The sequence below is a fragment of the Veillonella parvula genome (assembly GCF_032577575.1).
Taxonomy (GTDB): Bacteria; Bacillota; Negativicutes; order Veillonellales; family Veillonellaceae; genus Veillonella.
On the sequence record NZ_JAWFVO010000003.1, the window covers coordinates 29,360 to 49,484 of the forward strand.

8 protein-coding genes and 1 pseudogene are annotated in these 20,125 nt (G+C 41.9%); 2 read left to right on the plus strand and 7 right to left on the minus strand.

The annotated features are described in order from the left end of the window. Window positions 1-214 precede the first annotated feature (214 nt). A complete protein-coding gene (locus E7K77_RS06070; protein WP_004692901.1) occupies window positions 215-481 on the plus strand; it encodes a hypothetical protein in 267 nt (88 codons plus the stop codon). A 112-nt stretch (window positions 482-593) separates the two neighbouring features. On the opposite strand, the gene E7K77_RS06075 is transcribed toward E7K77_RS06070, so the two are convergent. The 7 genes and pseudogenes from E7K77_RS06075 to E7K77_RS06095 all read right to left on the minus strand — a co-directional run bounded on the left by E7K77_RS06075 (window position 594) and on the right by E7K77_RS06095 (window position 17,895). Then, window positions 594-1,238, minus strand: coding sequence for a hypothetical protein (locus E7K77_RS06075; RefSeq protein WP_316072915.1), 645 nt, complete (start codon window positions 1,236-1,238; stop codon window positions 594-596). Window positions 1,239-1,344: 106 nt separating this feature from the next. Continuing rightward, window positions 1,345-2,541: pseudogene (locus E7K77_RS09985) on the minus strand (YadA-like family protein); the annotation flags it as partial. Between the two features lie 58 nt (window positions 2,542-2,599). Further along, on the minus strand, window positions 2,600-6,547 hold the full coding sequence (locus E7K77_RS06080) for a hemagglutinin (RefSeq protein WP_443084082.1): 3,948 nt from the start codon (window positions 6,545-6,547) through the stop codon (window positions 2,600-2,602). Next, window positions 6,532-6,669 (minus strand): ESPR domain-containing protein, encoded by a 138-nt coding sequence (locus E7K77_RS09990; protein ID WP_443084083.1) that lies wholly within the window; start codon window positions 6,667-6,669, stop codon window positions 6,532-6,534. Before E7K77_RS09990 ends, E7K77_RS06080 begins: the two co-directional genes overlap by 16 nt. A gap of 508 nt (window positions 6,670-7,177) precedes the next feature. Further along, entirely contained in the window at window positions 7,178-7,822 is a 645-nt protein-coding gene (locus E7K77_RS06085) for a hypothetical protein (protein WP_325306275.1), read from the minus strand. 87 nt (window positions 7,823-7,909) lie between these two features. Beyond that, window positions 7,910-16,351, minus strand: coding sequence for a YadA-like family protein (locus tag E7K77_RS06090; protein ID WP_325306274.1), 8,442 nt, complete (start codon window positions 16,349-16,351; stop codon window positions 7,910-7,912). A 500-nt stretch (window positions 16,352-16,851) separates the two neighbouring features. Then, on the minus strand, window positions 16,852-17,895 hold the full coding sequence (locus E7K77_RS06095) for an inverse autotransporter beta domain-containing protein (RefSeq protein WP_325306273.1): 1,044 nt from the start codon (window positions 17,893-17,895) through the stop codon (window positions 16,852-16,854). Window positions 17,896-18,267: 372 nt separating this feature from the next. Between E7K77_RS06095 and E7K77_RS06100 the strand changes: the two genes are divergently transcribed. Beyond that, window positions 18,268-19,677, plus strand: a complete 1,410-nt coding sequence (locus E7K77_RS06100) for a YadA-like family protein (RefSeq protein ID WP_325306271.1) — start codon at window positions 18,268-18,270, stop codon at window positions 19,675-19,677. Window positions 19,678-20,125 lie beyond the last annotated feature (448 nt).

Sequence of the window (20,125 nt, forward strand, 5' to 3'; positions counted from 1 at the left end):
AAGGTAGCATTTTATTATATAGTAAAAGGAATGACAGGTGAAATTCAAATCGCCGTCATTCCTTTTTTATTCTAAGGCACTCTAAAGGCGTATTGGCGGGCTTTATAGGCTTTATAGAAATAGAGCATATGTGTATAAAAACAATTTATACGATTACTCCATGTGTTTTTTAATTTTTATTGTTATACTGAAAGCAGAAAGGAGGAAGAAATCTATGTCAGAACTCAATATCTTACAACAAAATATAGATAAACCAAATACGGTTACAGAAGAAGATATCGTAGTTACACGAGATAATCAAACTTTCACAATCAAAGGTCGCTTTAATGGGGAAGAAGGCGTATTCACATATGATGCGGACGTTCAACCTAACGATCAGTTACAATTTCTGCATCACAACTTTACGGCCATCGTAAAAAAAATTACATATAAGGTGATTCAAGGTCAGCGAATCACATTGATTGCAAAATTATATGCATAAAAATATCGGGGTATTGTTAATACAAACAACACCCCGATATTTTTTATCGGTCATACAATTATAAGAAATACAACACAACAACACTTAATTCTTATAATTGAATCATCTAAAATTATTGAATTGTGGGCGCATTAATCGCTTTGCGAAGGTCCACTGTGTGAAGTTCGTCCATTGCAGGAGCTGCTTTTTCATCCACAGGTTTCACGCGATTATTGCCGTCTTTCATAGCTTCATTCAAACTGAAGATGACCATTTCGTTCATGTAGAAACGCAATTCATCATCATGTACATTGGCTGTATTGCGATCCAAGATATCGATGATTTGTTGCGCATAGTCCAATTTAGCATCTTCAGATACAGTCGCATGTTCTGTAAAGAACTGTTTATAATCGTTATACAAACGATCTAACGCCATGCGCGCATAGCTGTCGTTTTTGTAACGATGACTCACAATGTACCAGCTGCGACGAACGTTCATGTAGTACAACACATTGTTACGGTACCGTTCTTGACCGGTCATAATGCGGGAATCATCCATGATACGTTTGCCCTTTTGGTCCAATTGGAATTGTGTGAAAGCATTCACTACATCGCGAACTTCTTCGCTAGGTACAGGAACTGCAACTTCCGCTTCAATCACATTCAATGGTTCAGCCGGTTGTTCTGGCATCATCAATCGATCTTGAGCCGCATCCGCTTGACCTACTGCACACACACAAGCAAGTGCCAATACAGGCATAAATGTTTTGAATTTCATAAATCCTCCTAATGACGAGCCGCCCCTCAAAGGGCGGCTTTCATATTCCTTACATGATTCTTACATGACTAGAGTATACTAAATACCCCATTTAATCAAGTCAAATTTACTTTGTAAGCCCTGCTTGTTGCATCAACAATGCAATTTGAGCTTTCATTTGTTCATTATCTTCCTTCACAGAAGACAATTCATTGAGGCTTTCTTGCATGCGTGCATTTTCAGCTTTTAACGCTGTCACTTCATCTTGCAACACATAAACGGAGCTAATAGGACCACCTTTGTAACGTTCAGGAACCGCTTTCTTCGCATCGGAAGTACCGAATTTACGAGTTACACCAGCATTTACCATGTTATGGTGGCTACCAACAGATACGCCTACATGGAACATTGTATCTTCTGCTGTATAATGTGCAACGCCAAGAGCCGCCGCAGTTTCACCTCTGTAATTACCGATACCGGCCATCACTTGAGTTGGTTCCAATGGATCATATTGAATCGGTTTCAATGCAGACATAGCCGCTGCATGTGCGCCTACACGTTGTGTTTCGCCCACTACGGAGTTAATAGCATTAGCTAACCCATCTGTAGCACCTTTCAATTGATTTACGTTAACTGCATCCGTGCCGTTTACACCAGGGCCTACATTGGTAATTGTATTACCGCCGTTGTTGAGGCCATCTTTAGTAAGACTTACAGCATTACCGCTAGCAGGTGTAATTGTTACACCGCCACCGTTCATAACTGTAGTATTACCTGCAGCATCCTTAGTTGTTACTGTTTCAAGGCCTTTCAAGTCTTTCGCCATACGAACCTTAAGGTTGCCAGTACCATCGGATACAACACCTAAATTATCTTCTGTAGTCAACTTGCTAGCATCAGTAATGCCACCCACTACATTAACTTGTTCGTTAAGCTTTTTCTTGATTACGGAACCGCTATCGCCACCGTATTTCATACCATCATCTTTAGTTGCCACTTGGTGGGTCTTACCGTTTTCGTCCTGATACTTAATACGAGTGATGTTGTTACCGTCTAAGTCTGGATCACCTTTATCAACGGTAATATCCGCATTACGGCCGTCTTTGCCAGTTAAACCGATATGACCAACACCATCTTTACCGGACATGGATACAGCATCTTTACCGTCTTTGCCTGTGATACCTACTTTGCCGTCTGTACCGTCAGCACCGTTAGGGCCAGTAATGGATACGCCGTCCTTACCGTTTTTAGCAACTTTTACCTTATCAGTAGTTAAGCTGTCAGTCTTAAGGTTTTTCGCCATCTTGATAGTAACATTACCATCTTGGTCGGCTACTGTTTTAATATTTTCGCCGGAGTATTTATCGTCAGACTCTGTACCTTCACCTTTGATAGTAACCTTTTGGCCTAAGGTTAGTAATCTTATTATCCAAGGCTTTGTGAGATTTTTGCAATTGATCTTCTGTAGCAGCACGACCGCTTGTGATATTGTTAGGATCCCAATCTTTATTTTCCAAACCTGTCACGTAGCCGTCTTTACCATCAACAGATACCTTGCCTGCCGCAATCTTACCATCTTTACCGTCGATAGTTACCTTGTCGCCAGCTTTAATGGTACCGTTTTCACCGTCAATTGTTACATTACCGGCTTTAATAGTACCTTTGTTGCCGTCGATTGTCACTTTATCGCCAGCTTTGATTGTGCCTGTAGTACCGTCCATCGCGATTTGTTTTGTAGCATCAGAGCCCAATGTCACTTGGTCTTTGAGACTTACTTCATAGTTCTTGGAACCATTCGCATTAGTGCTAGGTGTCACAGTAATATTATTACCTGCCGATACCGTTGTGGATGCAGCTGCTGTAGCTTTATCCAATTGAGATTTATTAACTGCATCGTTAGGATCTGTGCCGTCAGCTACATTCGTAATCTTATTACCGCCATTATTTAAGCCGTCTTTTGTAAGACTTACTGCATTGCCGCCAGCACGATTGATTGTCATACCATCACCATTGATAACAGTATTATTGCCGCCGTTTGTGAAAGTAGCAGACGTCAAGCCTTTCAATTCTTTCGCCAAACGCAATTTCAATGTATCGGAACCGTCAGAAACAACACCGATGTTGTCTTCAGTAGCTAATTTGCTTTCATCGGAGATACCGCCCTTAACATTCACTTGGTTGTTAAGTTTTTTCTTAATCACATTGCCTGTATCGCCGCCGTACATCATACCGTCATTTAGGTTCGCCACTTCTTCGTTCGTGCCGTCCGGTTTTTGATATACAATGCGCGTAGTGGTCGTGCCGGCGGCACCGTCGACGCCCGGCTTGCCGTCACGGGTTACGGAAATATTCGTCGTAACACCGTCTTTACCGTTGATGCCGATCTTGCCGTCCTTGCCGTCTTTACCGGTAGCGGTAATCGTTTCGGTCTTAAGGTCTTTGCCGAGTTTCACATCAATGGTGCTGTCACCGTTCGCATCTTGGGAGATACTTGTAATGATATTGGAATTATCCCCTTTCACGGATACCTTGGACCCCAATTTATTCGTTTTTTCGCCGCCTGTATTGGCATCGAATTTCAAGCCGTCATTGATAACTTTATCTAATTTAGATTTAGAGGCAACATCCTTAATCTTAACTGTTTCTTTACTACCTGCATGGTTTTTATCCTCTACAGTTAAGTCAACATCGCCGTTAGAATCAACTGTATAAGCACCATCTGCAGCAGCTGCATTTTTCACCAAACGGTAATCTGTAGCAGCAGCACCTTGGCTCTTAACAACATCACTAATCTTTTTCAACTGATCTTCTGTAGCAGCACGACCGTTTACAGGATTAGATGTATTTACATCCCAATCTCTATTATCAAGACCAGTTACATAGTTCTTAGTATCAGCGTGTTTACCCATTGTTACACCGCCGGCTTTCACAGTATCTGTAGCCGTCAATGTTTGAACATTAAGATTTTTGTTCAATTTAACGCCGATTGTAGTATCATCGCCAGTTTGCGTAATTTCAGTAGTGATATTGTTATCACCATTGACTGTTACTTTAGAACCAAGTTTATTCGTTTTTTCAGCGTTATTATCAGCGTTAAAACGAAGGCCCTTGTTGATAAGATCAGTTTTAGCATTATTGATATTAGTATTTAATTCGTTTTTAGCATCGTGCAATTGACCGCCGTTTACAGCGTCTTTACTGCCTGCACCTACAGTACCATCAGAAACATTGGTAATTTTTTGATCATTTGCATTGATACCTGTTGGAGATACATATGTTTTACCACCTACAGTCAAACCGCTGTTGTTGATAGTAGTACCACCAGCTGTAACGCTATCTAAACCGCTTAACGTTTTCGCCAATTTCACATTCAATGTGCCATTGCCGTCGGATTCAACACCGATATTACCGTCGGACAATGCGCCTGTAGCACCGCCTTTAACAGTTACAGTATCTCCTAATTTTCTGTTGCTCACAGCACCGATATCACCGGCAAAGTTCAAGCCTTTATCAAGAGTTGTATTGATCGTAGTAATACTTGATGTATTATTATCTTGTTGCGCCTTAGATGCAATATCTGTCAATGTAACTTGTTTTTTGTCGCCTTTATCATTTGCTACAGTCAATACCATATTTCCATTGCTATCAACCTTATATTTACCCTGACTACCCGCTTCAGGATTTTCTACCAAACGGTAATCTCCCTTTGCTACCTCAGTAAATATATTACTCAAATCAACATTAACTTTGCCCGTATCGTTACGTTCCAGTGTCAACACTTTGCCGTCATTAGAAATACTGCCACTCGTAACATAGTTATTTTTCAATCCGCTTACGTTGGCAGTCAATCCGTTTGTGCCGGTTAAATTTGTGGCACCCTCACCATTTGCTTGATAAGTCACTGAACCGCCAGTCACATACTTATCCTTCGCCGTAATGATACGGTTAATATCGCCAATATTGGCACCATTCGTCGTTACGTCTCCGCCGCTAGCCACATTAACGATTTGTTTGTTTCCTGCATCAATGCCGGTTTTTACAATTTTAGGGCCTCCAGTGATCGTCACACCATCCGTGTTCATCACTGTATCACCAGCAGTCACACTAGTTAGGTCTTTCAGTTCTTTAGCCAATTTCACGTTCAATGTATCTGTGCCATTAGATACCACTCCAATATTGTTATCACTCAATTTGGATGTATCGGCTACGCCACCAACGATATTAGTTTGTGCCCCCAGTCTTTGGGTAAACTTATTATCTGTAGCCCCCGTACCTTTTACATCTCCTGCATAAACTGTGCCCTTATTCACTTCCGTAGTCACTGCATACAGTTGACTGCCGTTAATAGCATCTGTAGATGTAGCGGAAATACGGCCGGCCGCTACATTGGTAACCGTCCGTTCCATACCTGTCTTACCTACGCTAACTGTGGAACCAGGATTTATACCTGCAAAGTTATGTACTATTCCATTAACTGACTCAGAGGCTGTTGCTACCGCTGCAGCAGTTTCAGAACCGGTGCCGAGAGCCACCGCATTTTCATTGGTTGCTTTCGCCCCAGTACCGATAGCGACGCTGTTTTTCGCACTGACCGAAGCATTTTTACCTATAGCTGTACCGTTTTCAGCAGTAGAATTAGATCCAGATCCTATAGCAGTTGCATCTACTGCACTAGCATTCGTCTGTCTGCCAAGTGCCGTTGCCCCTAATTGTTTCGCGTTAGCTAGATAACCGACAGCCACGGACTGTCCAGTAGTAGCTTTTGACCAAGTACCGATAGACACGCTGGCATCATCTTCGGCCACTGCATTTGTCCCCATGGCAATACTCCATCTGCCCTTAGCCTCCGCGCTCCCACCGATTGCATAAGCATAGGTATTAGTAGCTTTTGAATTATTTCCCATCGCTAACGAGGATACCTCAGTAGCATGAGAAAGGCTGCCGATGGCTATAGCATAGGTATTATCCGCTTTTGCACCTGCACCGATAGTGGTAGCATACTCTCCATTAGCTTCGGCTTTTGCCCCAATAGCGGTAGCATTTTTCCCTTGTGCCTTGGCTACACCACCAATGGCTGTCGCGTTTTCCGCAGTAGATTGTGTTCCTCCACCGATAGCGGTTGAATATGAAGCAGAAGAATTACTATGCGCACCTAATGCCAAGGAAACCGGTCCAAGGGCCTGCGCATAACCGCCAATAGCTACATTATTTTGATCTGTGCCACTATTCGTGCCATTTCCCCATGATACCCCTGCACCAGTCCCCGCAGGATTTACTGCATTAGCAGTATTCAGTGGCAATAATGTACCGCCTACTAGTCCAAAATACATAAAAGTGTACTAACGCATGTTGTGCTTCTTCCATTAATTTTCCCGCGATTATTAGCAATTTCGGACACAACTACATAACAGTTTTTCACCCGATTCCAAATGACTTTATAAATTCGATTCATAACGTTCCTTTCGTACTACATTTTCGTTGCGTAATACCTATCTAACCTTATATAAAACTATAATAAAAATAAGAAGTAATAGATATAAAAATTATCTATACTTCTAATACAAACCAACAATATTCAACATAACAAGTCAAATATTACACTTATTACAGATTGTTATCATATACTCATCTACTCGTATACCATATCAAAAAAAATCTATATTGTAAACAAATTTTTCATGTTTCATTCATTTTTATGGTTTATTTAACAAAATTAATAATTAGGAAATAAAATCTTCATCTTTTCGATACATTTATGCCATTGAATTTACATATTTGCATGTAACAATTTCAATTTATACATAACAAAAGCCGAGGCAATCTATGCCCCGGCTTTTATAGACACCATACATTCTAAATATTATTTAGTTATCAGTGTATTATCACAGAATCTAATGAAACTGTCCCTGATTCAATTACAATATTTAATTAAATTAGCGGTTTATTACTTACACCAGATCTTACTGAATTGTTGGTGCATTAATCGCTTTACGAAGATCCACTGTATGAAGTTCGTCCATTGCAGGAGCTGCTTTTTCATCCACAGTTTTCACGCGATTATTGCCGTCTTTCATAGCTTCGTTCAAGCTGAAGATAACCATTTCGTTCATGTAGAAACGCAATTCGTCATCATGTACATTGGCCGTATTGCGATCCAAGATGTCGATGATTTGTTGCGCATAGTCCAATTTAGCCTCTTCAGATACAGTCGCATGTTCTGTAAAGAACTGTTTGTAATCGTTGTACAAACGATCTAACGCCATGCGCGCATAGCTGTCGTTTTTATAACGATGGCTTACGATGTACCAGCTGCGACGAACGTTCATGTAATACAACACATTGTTACGGTAACGCTCTTGACCAGTCATAACGCGGGAATCATCCATGATGCGCTTGCCCTTTTGGTCCAATTGGAATTGTGTGAAAGCATTCACTACGTCCCGAACTTCTTCGCTAGGTACAGGAACAGCCACTTCTGCTTCAATCACGTTTAATGGTTCAGCTGGCTGTTCCGGCATCATCAATCGATCTTGAGCCGCATCCGCTTGACCTACCGCACACACACAAGCCAGTGCCAATACAGGCATAAATGTTTTGAATTTCATAAATCCTCCTTATGATGAGCCGCCCTAGAAAGGGCGGCTTTCACAATCCTTACATGAGTGGTTAAGAACTCGAATATTCAGATTCGATTATTTTGTAAGACCTGCTTGTTGCATCAACAATGCGATTTGAGCTTTCATTTCTTCATTATCGCGTTGTACTTGATCGTATTTAGCAGTTAACTCTAGATCATGTTGTTTCATACGTTCATTTTCAGCTTTCAATGCAGTCACTTCATCCTGCAATACATACGCGGAGCTGATAGGGCCAGCCTTATAACGTGCAGGAACCGCTTTCTTCGCATCGGAAGTACCGAATTTGTAGGATACGCCCGCATTAATCATGTTGTCATGACCGCCAAGAGATACGCCCATATGGAACATTGTAGATTCATTAGTATAGTGCGCCACGCCTACAGCTGCAGCGGTGCTGCCTTTATAATGGCCTACAGCAGCCAATACTTGAGTTGGTTCCAATGGATCATATTGTAATGGTTTGAGGCCGGAAATAGCCGCACTAGTAGCACCTACATCAGCGATTTTACCATCCACGCTACGCATAGCACTGCTCAATTGATTTACGTTAACCGCATCAGTACCATCTACACCAGGGCCTACATTAGTAATTCTATTACCGCCGTTATTGAGGCCGTCTTTAGTAAGACTTACAGCATTACCTTGAGCAGGTGTAATTGTCATACCACCACCGTTCATAACAGTTGTATTACCAGCAGCATCCGTAGTCGTTACGGACTCAAGACCTTTCAAGTCTTTAGCCAACTTAATGTTATAACCATCACCAGCAGCGTTTTTCACAACACCGATATTATTATCTGCCAAACGGTTCACATCAGCACCACCAGTAAGGTTCATAGTATCTCCCAATCCACGAACCACTTTACCGCTATCACCAGGTTGGTCACCTTGGAATACACGGCCTGTTCTTGCTTTGTTATTGAAGTCGTCATTAACAGCTTTCAATTGATCTTCTGTTGCCGCACGACCAGGAACTGCTACAGGATTTTCAGGATTCCAAGTTTTGTTATCCAAACCTGTTACGAAGTTTCCTTCTTTACCGTCGGAAGTTTGTTTCCCTACGACTACATCGCCAGCTTTCACAGTATTTGCCGTTACGGAACCGTCATTGCCGTCAATCTTAACTTGATTGCCGCCATTGCCAGCTGTAATTGTACCTGCAGAACCATCAATGTTAACTTGTTTTGCTGGATCTTGACCAAGAGTGATCTTATCATTTAATGCCATTTTGATAGCGCCATTGTCCACGGAAGTTTTGATGTTGCCGTCACCTTTCAAGTCGATTGTCTCGCCAAGAGGTTTCTTCACCGATTGACCATCTTCCGCTTTAAGACCAAAGCCTGTAGTTTTGATGTCTTCAATAGCTGTATGCAATTGACCGCCGTTTACAGCGTCCTTGCTACCAGCGCCAATAGTACCATCAGCCACATTAGTAATCTTCTTATCAGCCGCATCAATGCCGTCTTTTGTTACCTTAGGACCATTTTCGATAGTCAAACCGTCTTTATTGACAGTAACAGCTTTGTTGCCACCATCATTGATTTGCAAGCCGTCTTTAGTCAACTTAGTCGCTTCATTAGCGCCATCCTTGATAGTAACGCCATTTGTATCCATCTTAGTGTCTCCTGTAGTTACAGTCTTAGCTGTTACAGTATCTACAGTGATGTCTTTTTTCAATTCTACCTTAACAGCGCCGCCGTCTACGGATGTTTTGATATTCGTACCATCACCTTTAACCTTAACAGTTTCACCAAGAGGTTTCTTCACGGATTGACCGTCTTCCGCTTCAAGACCGAAGCCTTTAGTTTTAAGGCTTTCAACAGCGTCATGCAATTGGCCACCGTTTACAGCGTCTTTGCTATCTTTTGCAACCGTACCGTCAGCTACGTTAGTAACCTTCTTGCCTGCTGCATCGATGCCGTCCTTCGTCATGGATGGACCATCAGTAATCTTCACACCGTCTTTTGTAACAGCTGTCAACGGATTACCTGCTGCATCATTAATAGTCATGCCTGCGCCGTTTACAACGGTTTTACCGTTTGCACCGTTAGCTCCGTTGTTGAAAGTAATGGAGTTCAAGTCTTTAAGGTCTTTAGCCAAACGAACATTGAGGATATTATTTTTGCTGATAACGCCAATATTGTTTTCAGTCAAATCAGCTTCGTTTGTTACGCCGCCCTTAATGTCCAATTGTTCATTAAGTTTTTTCTTAATCACATTACCGGAGTCACCACCGTATGCCATACCATCATCCTTGGTTGCCACTTGATGTGTCTTACCATTTTCATCAGTGTATTTAATACGAGTGATTTCGTTACCGTTGAGGTCCGGATCACCTTTTTCAACAGAAATGTCAGCGCTACGACCGTCTTTACCGTTGAGTCCGATGTGACCTACGCCGTCTTTACCAGAAATAGATACAGCTTCTTTACCGTCCTTACCAGTCACAGCTACCTTGCCGTCTGTACCGTTATCAGGACCTGTAATGGACACGCCGTTCTTACCGTCTTTGCCAACTTTCACGGATTCAGCTTTAAGGTTTTTATTCATCTTTACGTTGATAGTTGTATCACCAGATGTTTGGTCTTGTGTGATGAAAGTTTTAAGGTTTTCGCCGCTGTAATCTTCGTCAGCTGCCGTGCCTTCACCTTTAATAGTCACTTTAGAGCCAAGCTTATTAGTTTTTTCTCCGCCTTGATTAGCATCGAATTTCAAACCTTTATTAGTCAATGCGTCTGCACTATCTTTGATTTTGTCATTTAAGTAGTCTACATTAACCGCTTCGCTACCATCGTTGCCTGTAGCATATGCCACATTCGTTACGTGAGTACCGCCTTGCTTATTGTTATATGCAGGACCTTCGTAAGTTACCTTGGATTTATCAGGATTACCAGTAGGATCCAAATCATACTTAACAGCGCGGTCATTCAATTTATCAAGTTTGGATTTAGAAGCAACGTCTTTGATGGTAACGGTTTCTGTTTTATCTGGATGATTCTTATCTTGTACAGTCAACGCTACATCGCCGTTCGCATCCACAGTGTAGTCTCCATTGGAGCCTGCTGCTTGATTTCTGATCAAACGATAATCAGTGGAGTTAGCACTTTGAGCATCCAACGCTTTTTTCAACTGATCTTCTGTTGCCGCACGACCGGATACAATCTTATCTGCATCCCAATCTTTATTATCAAGACCTGTTACATAGTTGCCTGTTTCGCTGTCGCCGGCCGCGTTGTTAACAGTTTGACTACCCATAGTAGCACCGCCTGCTTTCACAGTCTTAGCAGCCGTTACGGAATCAAGATTTTTAAGGTCTTTCGCCAATTGAAGTTCCAATTTGTTAGTGCCATCAGCTTTTACGTTGATATTGCCGGCTGCGCTCTTGAACGCTGCAGATTCAGCTTCAGTTACGCCTTCACCTTGTACTTTCACCAAGGAATTCAATTTTTGTTTATTCACAGTACCAGAATTGTTACCAGTGAATTGTAAACCGTCCTCCATAGTCGCAACTTGGTGTTCGCCGTTGCCGTCTTTGTAAACGATACGTGTAAGACCGTTTGTACCGTCTACACCTTTTTCGCCTTTAACGCCAGTAGCAGGATCATCGTAACCAGGTTTTACGGACAAGTCGATACCATTAGTACCGTTCACGCCGTTTGTTCCGGCAGGGCCTGTCAAGCCGATGTGGCCTACGCCATCCTTACCGGAAATAGAAACTGCTTCTTTACCATTTTTGTCAGTAACAGCTACCTTGCCATCTGTACCGTTCGCTGTGTCAGGACCTGTAATAGATACGCCATCCTTACCATTTTTGCCAACCTTCACAGATTCAGCTTTAAGGTTTTTATTCATCTTCACGTCGATAGTCGTATTGCCTGTCGCCGCATCTTGTTTGATAAAAGTTTTAAGGTTTTCACCACTGTAATCAGCGTCAGCTGCAGTGCCTTCACCTTGAATTGTAACAGTAGATCCTAATTTGTTAGTTTGTACGCCGCCTACATTGGCATCGAATTTGAGACCTGTGTTAATCAAGTCATTCTTGGTATTCGTAATTTGATCGCCAAGGTCTTGTTTAACTTGATGTAATTGACCGCCGTTTACAGCATCTTTGGAGCCAGCCGCTACGTTACCATCTTTCAAGTTAGTAATTTTTGTACCGTTAGGACCTTCCAAAGTTACCGTATCTTTATCAGTTTCACCGTCATATTTCACGGAACGATCTTTTACTTTATCAAGTTCAGTTTTGGACGCAATATCCTTAATCGTTACAGTTTTAACATCACTGGATTTTTCGTCTTTTACCTTCAAGTCAACTTGATTGTTTTCAACTTTATAAGAGCCGTCTACCGCGTTGTTCGGATTAGCAATTAAGCGGTAATCTGTAGCACTTGCATTAGACGCTTTCAAAGCATCGCTAACCTTCTTAAGTTGGTCTTCTGTCGCTGCGCGTCCCTCTACATACGTAGGATCTGAAATGTCCCAAGTTCTATTATCTAAACCTGTTACAAAGTTACCAGTTTGGTTGCCACCTTTTTTATCCGCTACCGTATGATTACCTACAGTCGCAGTGCCTGCTTTCACAGTGTCGGATGCCGTTACAGATTGCAAACCAGTCAAGTTTTTCGCCAATTGCAATTGTAATTTTGTATTACCGTCAGCGCCGACAGCCGCAGAAGTAACACCGATATTATTACCTGTAGCAAGATCGGAAGCACTTGTTACACCACCATTGATGTCCACTTGTTTGTTAAGTTTTACATTAGATGTAGCACCCATGTCACCTTTGAATTTAAGGCCGTCGTTTAAGGTTGCCACTTCTTCGTTAGAGCCATCAGGTTTTTGGTACACGATACGAGTTGTAGTTGTACCTGTTGCACCGTCAACCCCAGGTTGACCATCACGGCTAACGGAAATGTTAGTCGTTACACCGTCTTTACCGTTGATACCGATTTTACCGTCTTTACCGTTTGCACCAGTAGCAGTAATCGTTTCAACTTTGAGGTCTTTGCCAAGTTTCACATCAATTGTGCTGTCGCCGTTACCGTCTTGAGAGATTTCCGTAATGATGTTGGAGTTATCCCCTTTAACTGCTACTTTGGAGCCCAATTTATTTGTTTTTTCGCCGCCTGTATTAGCGTCGAATTTAAGACCTTTATCAATAAGATCTTGTTTAGTTGTATCAATCTTATTGTTTAAATCATTTTTAGTATTTGTGATTTGGTCACCAAGATCCTGCTTAACTTGATGTAATTGACCACCGTTTACAGCGTCTTTAGAGCCAGCCGCTACGTTACCATCTTTCAAGTTGGTAATTTTTGTACCATTAGCACCTTCTAATGTTACTGTGTCATGACCTGTATTACCATCGTATTTCACAGAACGGTCTTTTACCTTATCGAGCTCAGTTTTAGACGCAATATCCTTAATTGTCACAGTATTAACTGTACCGGATTTATCGTCCTTCACTTGCAAATCAACTTTATTGTTATCAACCTTATAAGAGCCATCTGCCGCATTGTTCGGATTATCGATTAAACGATAATCAGAAGCACTTGCGTTAGCCGCATTAGCCGCTTTTACAGCATCACTAACAATCTTAAGTTGATCTTCTGTTGCCGCACGGCCAGATACATAGGCAGGATCAGTTAATGTCCAATTTTTATTGTCCAAACCGGATACAAAGTTACCGTTCTGAGCAGCACTTTTGTTATCTGTTACAGATTGGGTACCCATAGTAGCAGTACCAGCTTTTACAGTTCTTGTAGCAGCTACCGTATTAACATTGATATCTTGACCCAATGCAACCTTAATCGTTGTATCGTCGCCAGTTTGTGTAATTGTAGTGTTGATGTTAGTACCATCACCAGCTACTGTTACCTTGGAGCCTAATTTATTTGTTTTTTCGCCGCCATTATCCGCATCGAATTTCAAACCTTTATTAATAAGCTCTGTTTTTGTATCATCAAGTTCTGTTTTAGATGCGATATCCTTGATAGTTACAGTTTTCTTATTCGCAGGATTTTTAGCATCTTGTACAGTTAAGTCAACTTTATTGCCAGATACAGTGTAAGCTTTATCAGCAGCACTGCTATTTTCAACTAATTGATAGTCAGGAGCATCTACGTCAACTTTATATGTTTTATATGTACCATCAGTACCTTCTGTAATCGTTGTGTTTTTACCAGCAACAACTTTTACGGCTTTTTGTGCTTCATCACGAATAACGGATTTACCGCCGTCTGTAATATTGGACAAGTCTTTATTTGCCGCATTGTCGATTTTATTCTTAGTAGCATCAGTCAACGCTACATCGATTGTTTGGTTGTTAACAGATGTCGTAACATAAGAACCATCGCCTTTTACAGTCAATGTTTGGTTATCCAATAAAACGTCATTTTTGCCAGTGTTACCAGCTACTTTCAAATTAACATTGCGCAATTGTGCCACGTTAACAGCGTCAGTATCAGCTGTACCTGCAGCCACATTAGTGATTTGACGAGTTTTTGTACCGCCGTCACCTACGGACACCGCACCCATAGTGGATGTCAACGCAGCGCCAGTCAATCCGCTATATCCGTTTGTACGGCTGTCTGCAGTTTTAACATTATAACCTGCTTTACCGGCCGCAACGGAAGCAACGGAATTCGCACCCAATGCAACGCCGTCATCTACGCTGGATTTAGCTTTATAACCGATTGCAGTGCTGTTCGCATTCGCTGCAGTCGCATCAGCACCGACAGCTGTCGCGAAATTACCTGCTGCGGAAGTACGTACACCGGCTGCTGTCGCATTATTGCCTGTAGCACCTGTGTTATCGTAGTTCGCATCAGCAGATGTGCCTTTAGCACTGAAGAAATTCGTTTGCGCCGCTTCAACAGCTTCTTTTACCGTATGGTACGTACTGTTCTTGATATTGAAATCAGGCGCTTTATATGTAGAACCATTCGCTTCATAGCCCGTATATGTAGGACCTGCGATGGATTTTGCCAAGTTACTGTTTACAAATTTTAATTGTTTAACATTTGTTGCGTCAGTATCGTTTTCACCGCCCGCTACGTTGATGATACGGCGTTCAGAACCTACATTACCCACCGCAACTACACCGTTTGCAACATTGTTATTTTGTTGGTTAGTGAAAGCAGAGAAACCATTAACCAAGGCACCTCTTACTTCCGTACCAGTGCCCAATGCCAAGGAGTTATTGGATTCTGCAACGGCATTTGTACCGATAGCCATGGAGTTAGTACCTGTAACAGTTGCACCAAGACCGATAGCTGTCGTATTAGTATTGTTTGCTTTTGCTTCTTTACCGATTGCAATGGCACCATCTTTAGAGGCATTCGCCGCACCACCAAGTGCAAGCGCATCGGCACCCAAGGATTTTGCATTACCACCCAATGCGATGGAGTTGGATAATTTTGCTTGGGAAGAACTACCCATAGCGATAGCATCAGCACCAGCAGCATTAGAACTACTACCCATAGCAAAACTGCTTACACCACTTGCATTTGCACTTTTACCCATTGCCACGGCATTTTGTGCGGATGATTGTGCCGTATTACCGATGGCAAAGGCATTCTCTGCACTAGCATTAGCACTATAACCCATAGCTACCGCATTGGCGCCACCAGTACTGGATGAAGAACCGAATGCCATAGAATCATCTGCACCAACTGCAGTACGAGCTTTCGTACCGAAAGCAAGAGAACGAGCCCCTTCTGTTACGGTATTACCATCGCCATTATATTTAGCACTTGGAGTACCATGTTGTTGACCAGGTAATTTTATAGTTTCTGCCGCACCGATTGCGATGGATTGATCCGCTTTTGCTGTAGCGGAGTAACCCATGGCAAAACTACCATTACCCTTTGCCCAAGATGCAGTACCCAATGCTGTAGAGAACTCACCTTCTGCAGCGGATTGACGCATCATAGCCAAGGAGTTAAAGCCGCTCGCCTTTGTAGCTGTACCAAGAGCCATAGCAGATGGTGATAAAGCCTGAGCATAATGACCTAAAGCAAAGGAAATACCACCTGTGGCCTGAGCATAGTTACCGATAGCTAAACCGGAATGATAATTCGAATTACCTGATTCTACAATATTTGTATGCGTACCGATAGCAATACCGGCAAAGCTATTTTCTGTATAGTTACCTCTATCTGTACCATTGTACAAATGACTATTATCAAATGGTGTCAAGTTCCCAGGATTTTGATAGTTATATAAATAACTACCTTCACTATAAGATTTCTTACCGGTAGCATAGCCAGCATCATTTACAGCATCAATAGTCATCGCAGCATAAGTAGCTGCATTAACCGTAGTAATATTACCACCCATCAATAATGCGGCTACCGCCATGATTGCACTCATGCGTGCCCAAGTTGTACCAGTTTGTACGGATTTTACCTTTCCGCCACCTGTTTTTACGATTTCAGATACTACTACGTAGCATTTTTTTGTTTTACTCCAAATCACATTATAAATTCGATTCATGATTATCCTTTCTTACCGAAACCTCAGTAAAACACATCACTTGTGTTGCATAATATTGCAAAGATAATAAAAAGAAGAAGTATAAAGATTGATTATCATCTACACTTCTTACACCAAATACTAGTATTCTCAATTACGATACGAATACTATAATTATTCATGATTCTTCATCATATACTCACCCACGGCAATACAATATCAAAAAATTTCTATCTTGTAAACGACTTTTTCATCTTTTCTTCATTTTTGTCGTTTATTTATTTCATATTTAATACTTTTTAATTTTAAGAAATAGAATCTTCATCTTTCCTATCAAATTTTACGATAAATCCATATATCGGAATATAACGATTATTGTAATTACGTAATCAATTTCATATTTTTAGACTTTTCAGTTTAATGCTTTCATAGATAAGATAATTTTATATACAGAAAATTTATCACCTACAGATACACGAAAAAGCCGAGGCCCTAGAGCCTCGGCTTTCACAATATCACTATTAATCAACATACACCGTATGATGACGATGCACATTTTCGAGCATATTCGCACGAACCGATGCTTTCACATCCGATCGATGGTTACCACCAAACCAAGCCGTATCGACACCGGCTAGACGGAACATGATTTTACCGTACGGACTGCCGTGCTCATGCTCCGGCTTGTTGTAGCCCATGTCCACGGAAATTCTCGGCGTGAGCTGCAACTCCGTACCGATGCGCAAGCCATGCTTATCCGCACTGCGCCGCAACTGCCAACGATAGGCCTCCATATACACGCGCGCCCAACGGGCATTCTTGAAACTAGTCCCGTACTCCGCAGTATATCCGTTAGACACATTTTCCATGCGTGTCGCACCATCAAGGGAACGCTCACTAGACACACCGCGATACCAGTTCATGCGAAACGCACCAATCCCCGACACGTACTCCAGCCCGACACTCATGCGACCGTGATTGCCTCTGAACCGATGGTCATAAAACAGATTACCACCGTAATAGTGTTCATCGTTCACTGCAATTCGGCGATAACCGATGCCTACATTCGCCGTCGTTCCTGTATCCGCTGCATTCGCCAACCGCTCCTGTGTAAACCACACATGACGAGATGTCTCATCATAATGACCTAACGGCTGCAATGTTTCCACACCGTACAAGGGCTTCCAGTTTTTCTGAAAGCACAATGACAAGACGGTTCGCTGCATCCACGGTTTCGCCTTCGATCCGTGCATTGCGGAATGAACACCAGTCATGACCACCGCCTGCAACGCAGAGTTGACCGCATCCGTATCGGAATAACGAGTCGTCTTTTTATCTGTGGAGTCTGGCATCTCCAATCCGCCCTGACCGATGACATGATCTGGAGTATGAGATGAATTAACATGGAATGTATCTAAGTCGTCAGATAATACGGTCTTACTTTCACTATGAACTTGTTTTACCGTAGTCCCCTGCATAGGCTGCTCTGCTTTATTTACCTGCTCCCCCGATACGGGCATAACGAACATGCAAAGGGCACTCATCAACACGATTATATATTTCATTACACACTCTTACGTACAAACACACTTCTCATTGCTTAATACCGTACATACTTAATTACACACGATTACATATGCTGATGACTCATGATTTTATCATGAGCAACACATGAAATTATTTCTATTTTATATAAATATATAGAGAATTGTCAATGCATATAGATTGCAATTGATAGAATAAATAAATATTTAAACTTTATAATTATGTGTCAAAGATGTTTTATCAACTATAAATACCTATAGAATATATTGTATATTTATTGGAATTATGTGAATATTCTATTTACAATATACCTTTTTGGTATTATAGTAGCCATGTAAGTCTTTTTATGAAAGTTTTGTGAAAGTTTGTTTGTACACAAAGGAGTGTATACGATGAGTAAGAAACGTTTTGTATTAGCAAGTGTTGTAATGGTAGCTTTATCCGCCTCAGTTTATGCGGCGCCGGTTAATATCGTTGATAACAACGGTAACATCGGCAAGGAAGGTCAAACTTTCACCGCAGGAACAGGCGGCAACATCACCCTCGGTGAGAACGCCGGTGCGGCGAACGGAAAAGGTAAGGAGCCCAATGCCCAAGGCAATAATATAGCCTTGGGTGCAGCTGCTGGGGCCGGCTCATCAGGCGGTGGCAATATCAACCTTGGGGCGAAGTCCTTCCGAGGCAGTACTGGCGATTTTAACGTAACCGTCGGTTTCGCCGCAGGTAATGCGAGCCAGTTGACGAACTCCATTGTCATGGGGACTCAATCAGGGGAAAACTCCGCAGGTGATAAAAACGTGTGGATTGGGAACTTCCAAGGTGCTAACAGTAAAGCCAGCAATTCTGTAGCCATCGGGTCAAATTCGACAGTAAACGGACAGTTCGACCTTGCCGTAGGGCATTATGTAAATGTAAAAGCCGCAAAAGGTTTGGCTGTCGGCTCTTATAACACACTATCTGAAAAAGCAACTGCATCTGGCGTATTCGGTCAAGGCCAATACGGTAAAACAGCTATTGATGCGGCCAATTCTTACAGTATAGGTAATTACAACCACATTTCTGGAGAAAACACCTTTGTTCTCGGCAATAATGTGACTACCTCTCTAAAAAACGGAGTTGTCCTTGGCAATAATTCCGCTGACGGCGATGTAGTCGGTACAGCAAGTCATACCTTTGAAAATGGTACTACCGTCAACTATGCCGGCACCGCCCCTGTATCAACAGTATCCGTAGGGGCTAAGGGCAAGGAACGGACGATCACCAATCTCGCAGCAGGTCGCGTGAGTGATACCTCTACTGATGCAATCAACGGATCCCAACTCTACGGCGTTCATCAAATGATTGATACCCTTGGTAAAAGTACAAGTCAACAGCTTAATAATTCTATCAGTACCATTGAAAAATCTGTACAACATGTATCTCAAGAGGTACAACGTGTCGAAACGGAATCCAATAAAGGCGATGCTCGTGCCGCTGCGTTAGCCGCATTGCATCCACTACCATATGATCCAGATAATCGCGTTCAATACATGGCAGGCTACGGTCATTATAAAAATGCGAATGCAGTAGCTCTAGGTGTAGGCTATTATCACAAAGATAATCTTTTACTCACCACAGGATTTACAATGAACAATCACGTTATGGCCAATGTAGGCATCACCTATAAACCAGGAAAATCTTTGTCTACTGCTATGTCCCCTGCCTCTTATAACGCACTAGAACAACGCGTACAAGCATTAGAAACTCAAAATAAAGATCTACAAGAAACAGTAAAACGCTTGGTAGACAAACTTGAAAAATAATAAGATCACTTTATGGTAGTCTTATAACTACTTTCACACAAACACACTAAAACCAAAACACCAAAAAGCTGTACACACATAGTCGATTTTTGAACGTCCCTTTGATGTAAAATAATTTTGACATCAAAGCCGTTTAGTCTAATCTATGTATGTACAGCTTTTATGATTATTTATATGTAGTTATTATAATAATGTATTTCATCTCAATTTGACGATATATGTGATTATCTCTATAATATAAGTAGATAGCCAAGCGAGTGGTTCCGTCGGGCTCATCTCAAGAAATAAATACGTGATGAAATGGCCTTTCAGTTATCCAGTTATTGGTAACGAAGGGCTATTTGCTTTTTCCAAAGCAAATAAGTGCTACTAGAGCTCCGAAAGCGATGACAACAGCCATTACTTGAAGCAGGAGCATGATTAGTTCATAATCACTCATAGACACCCC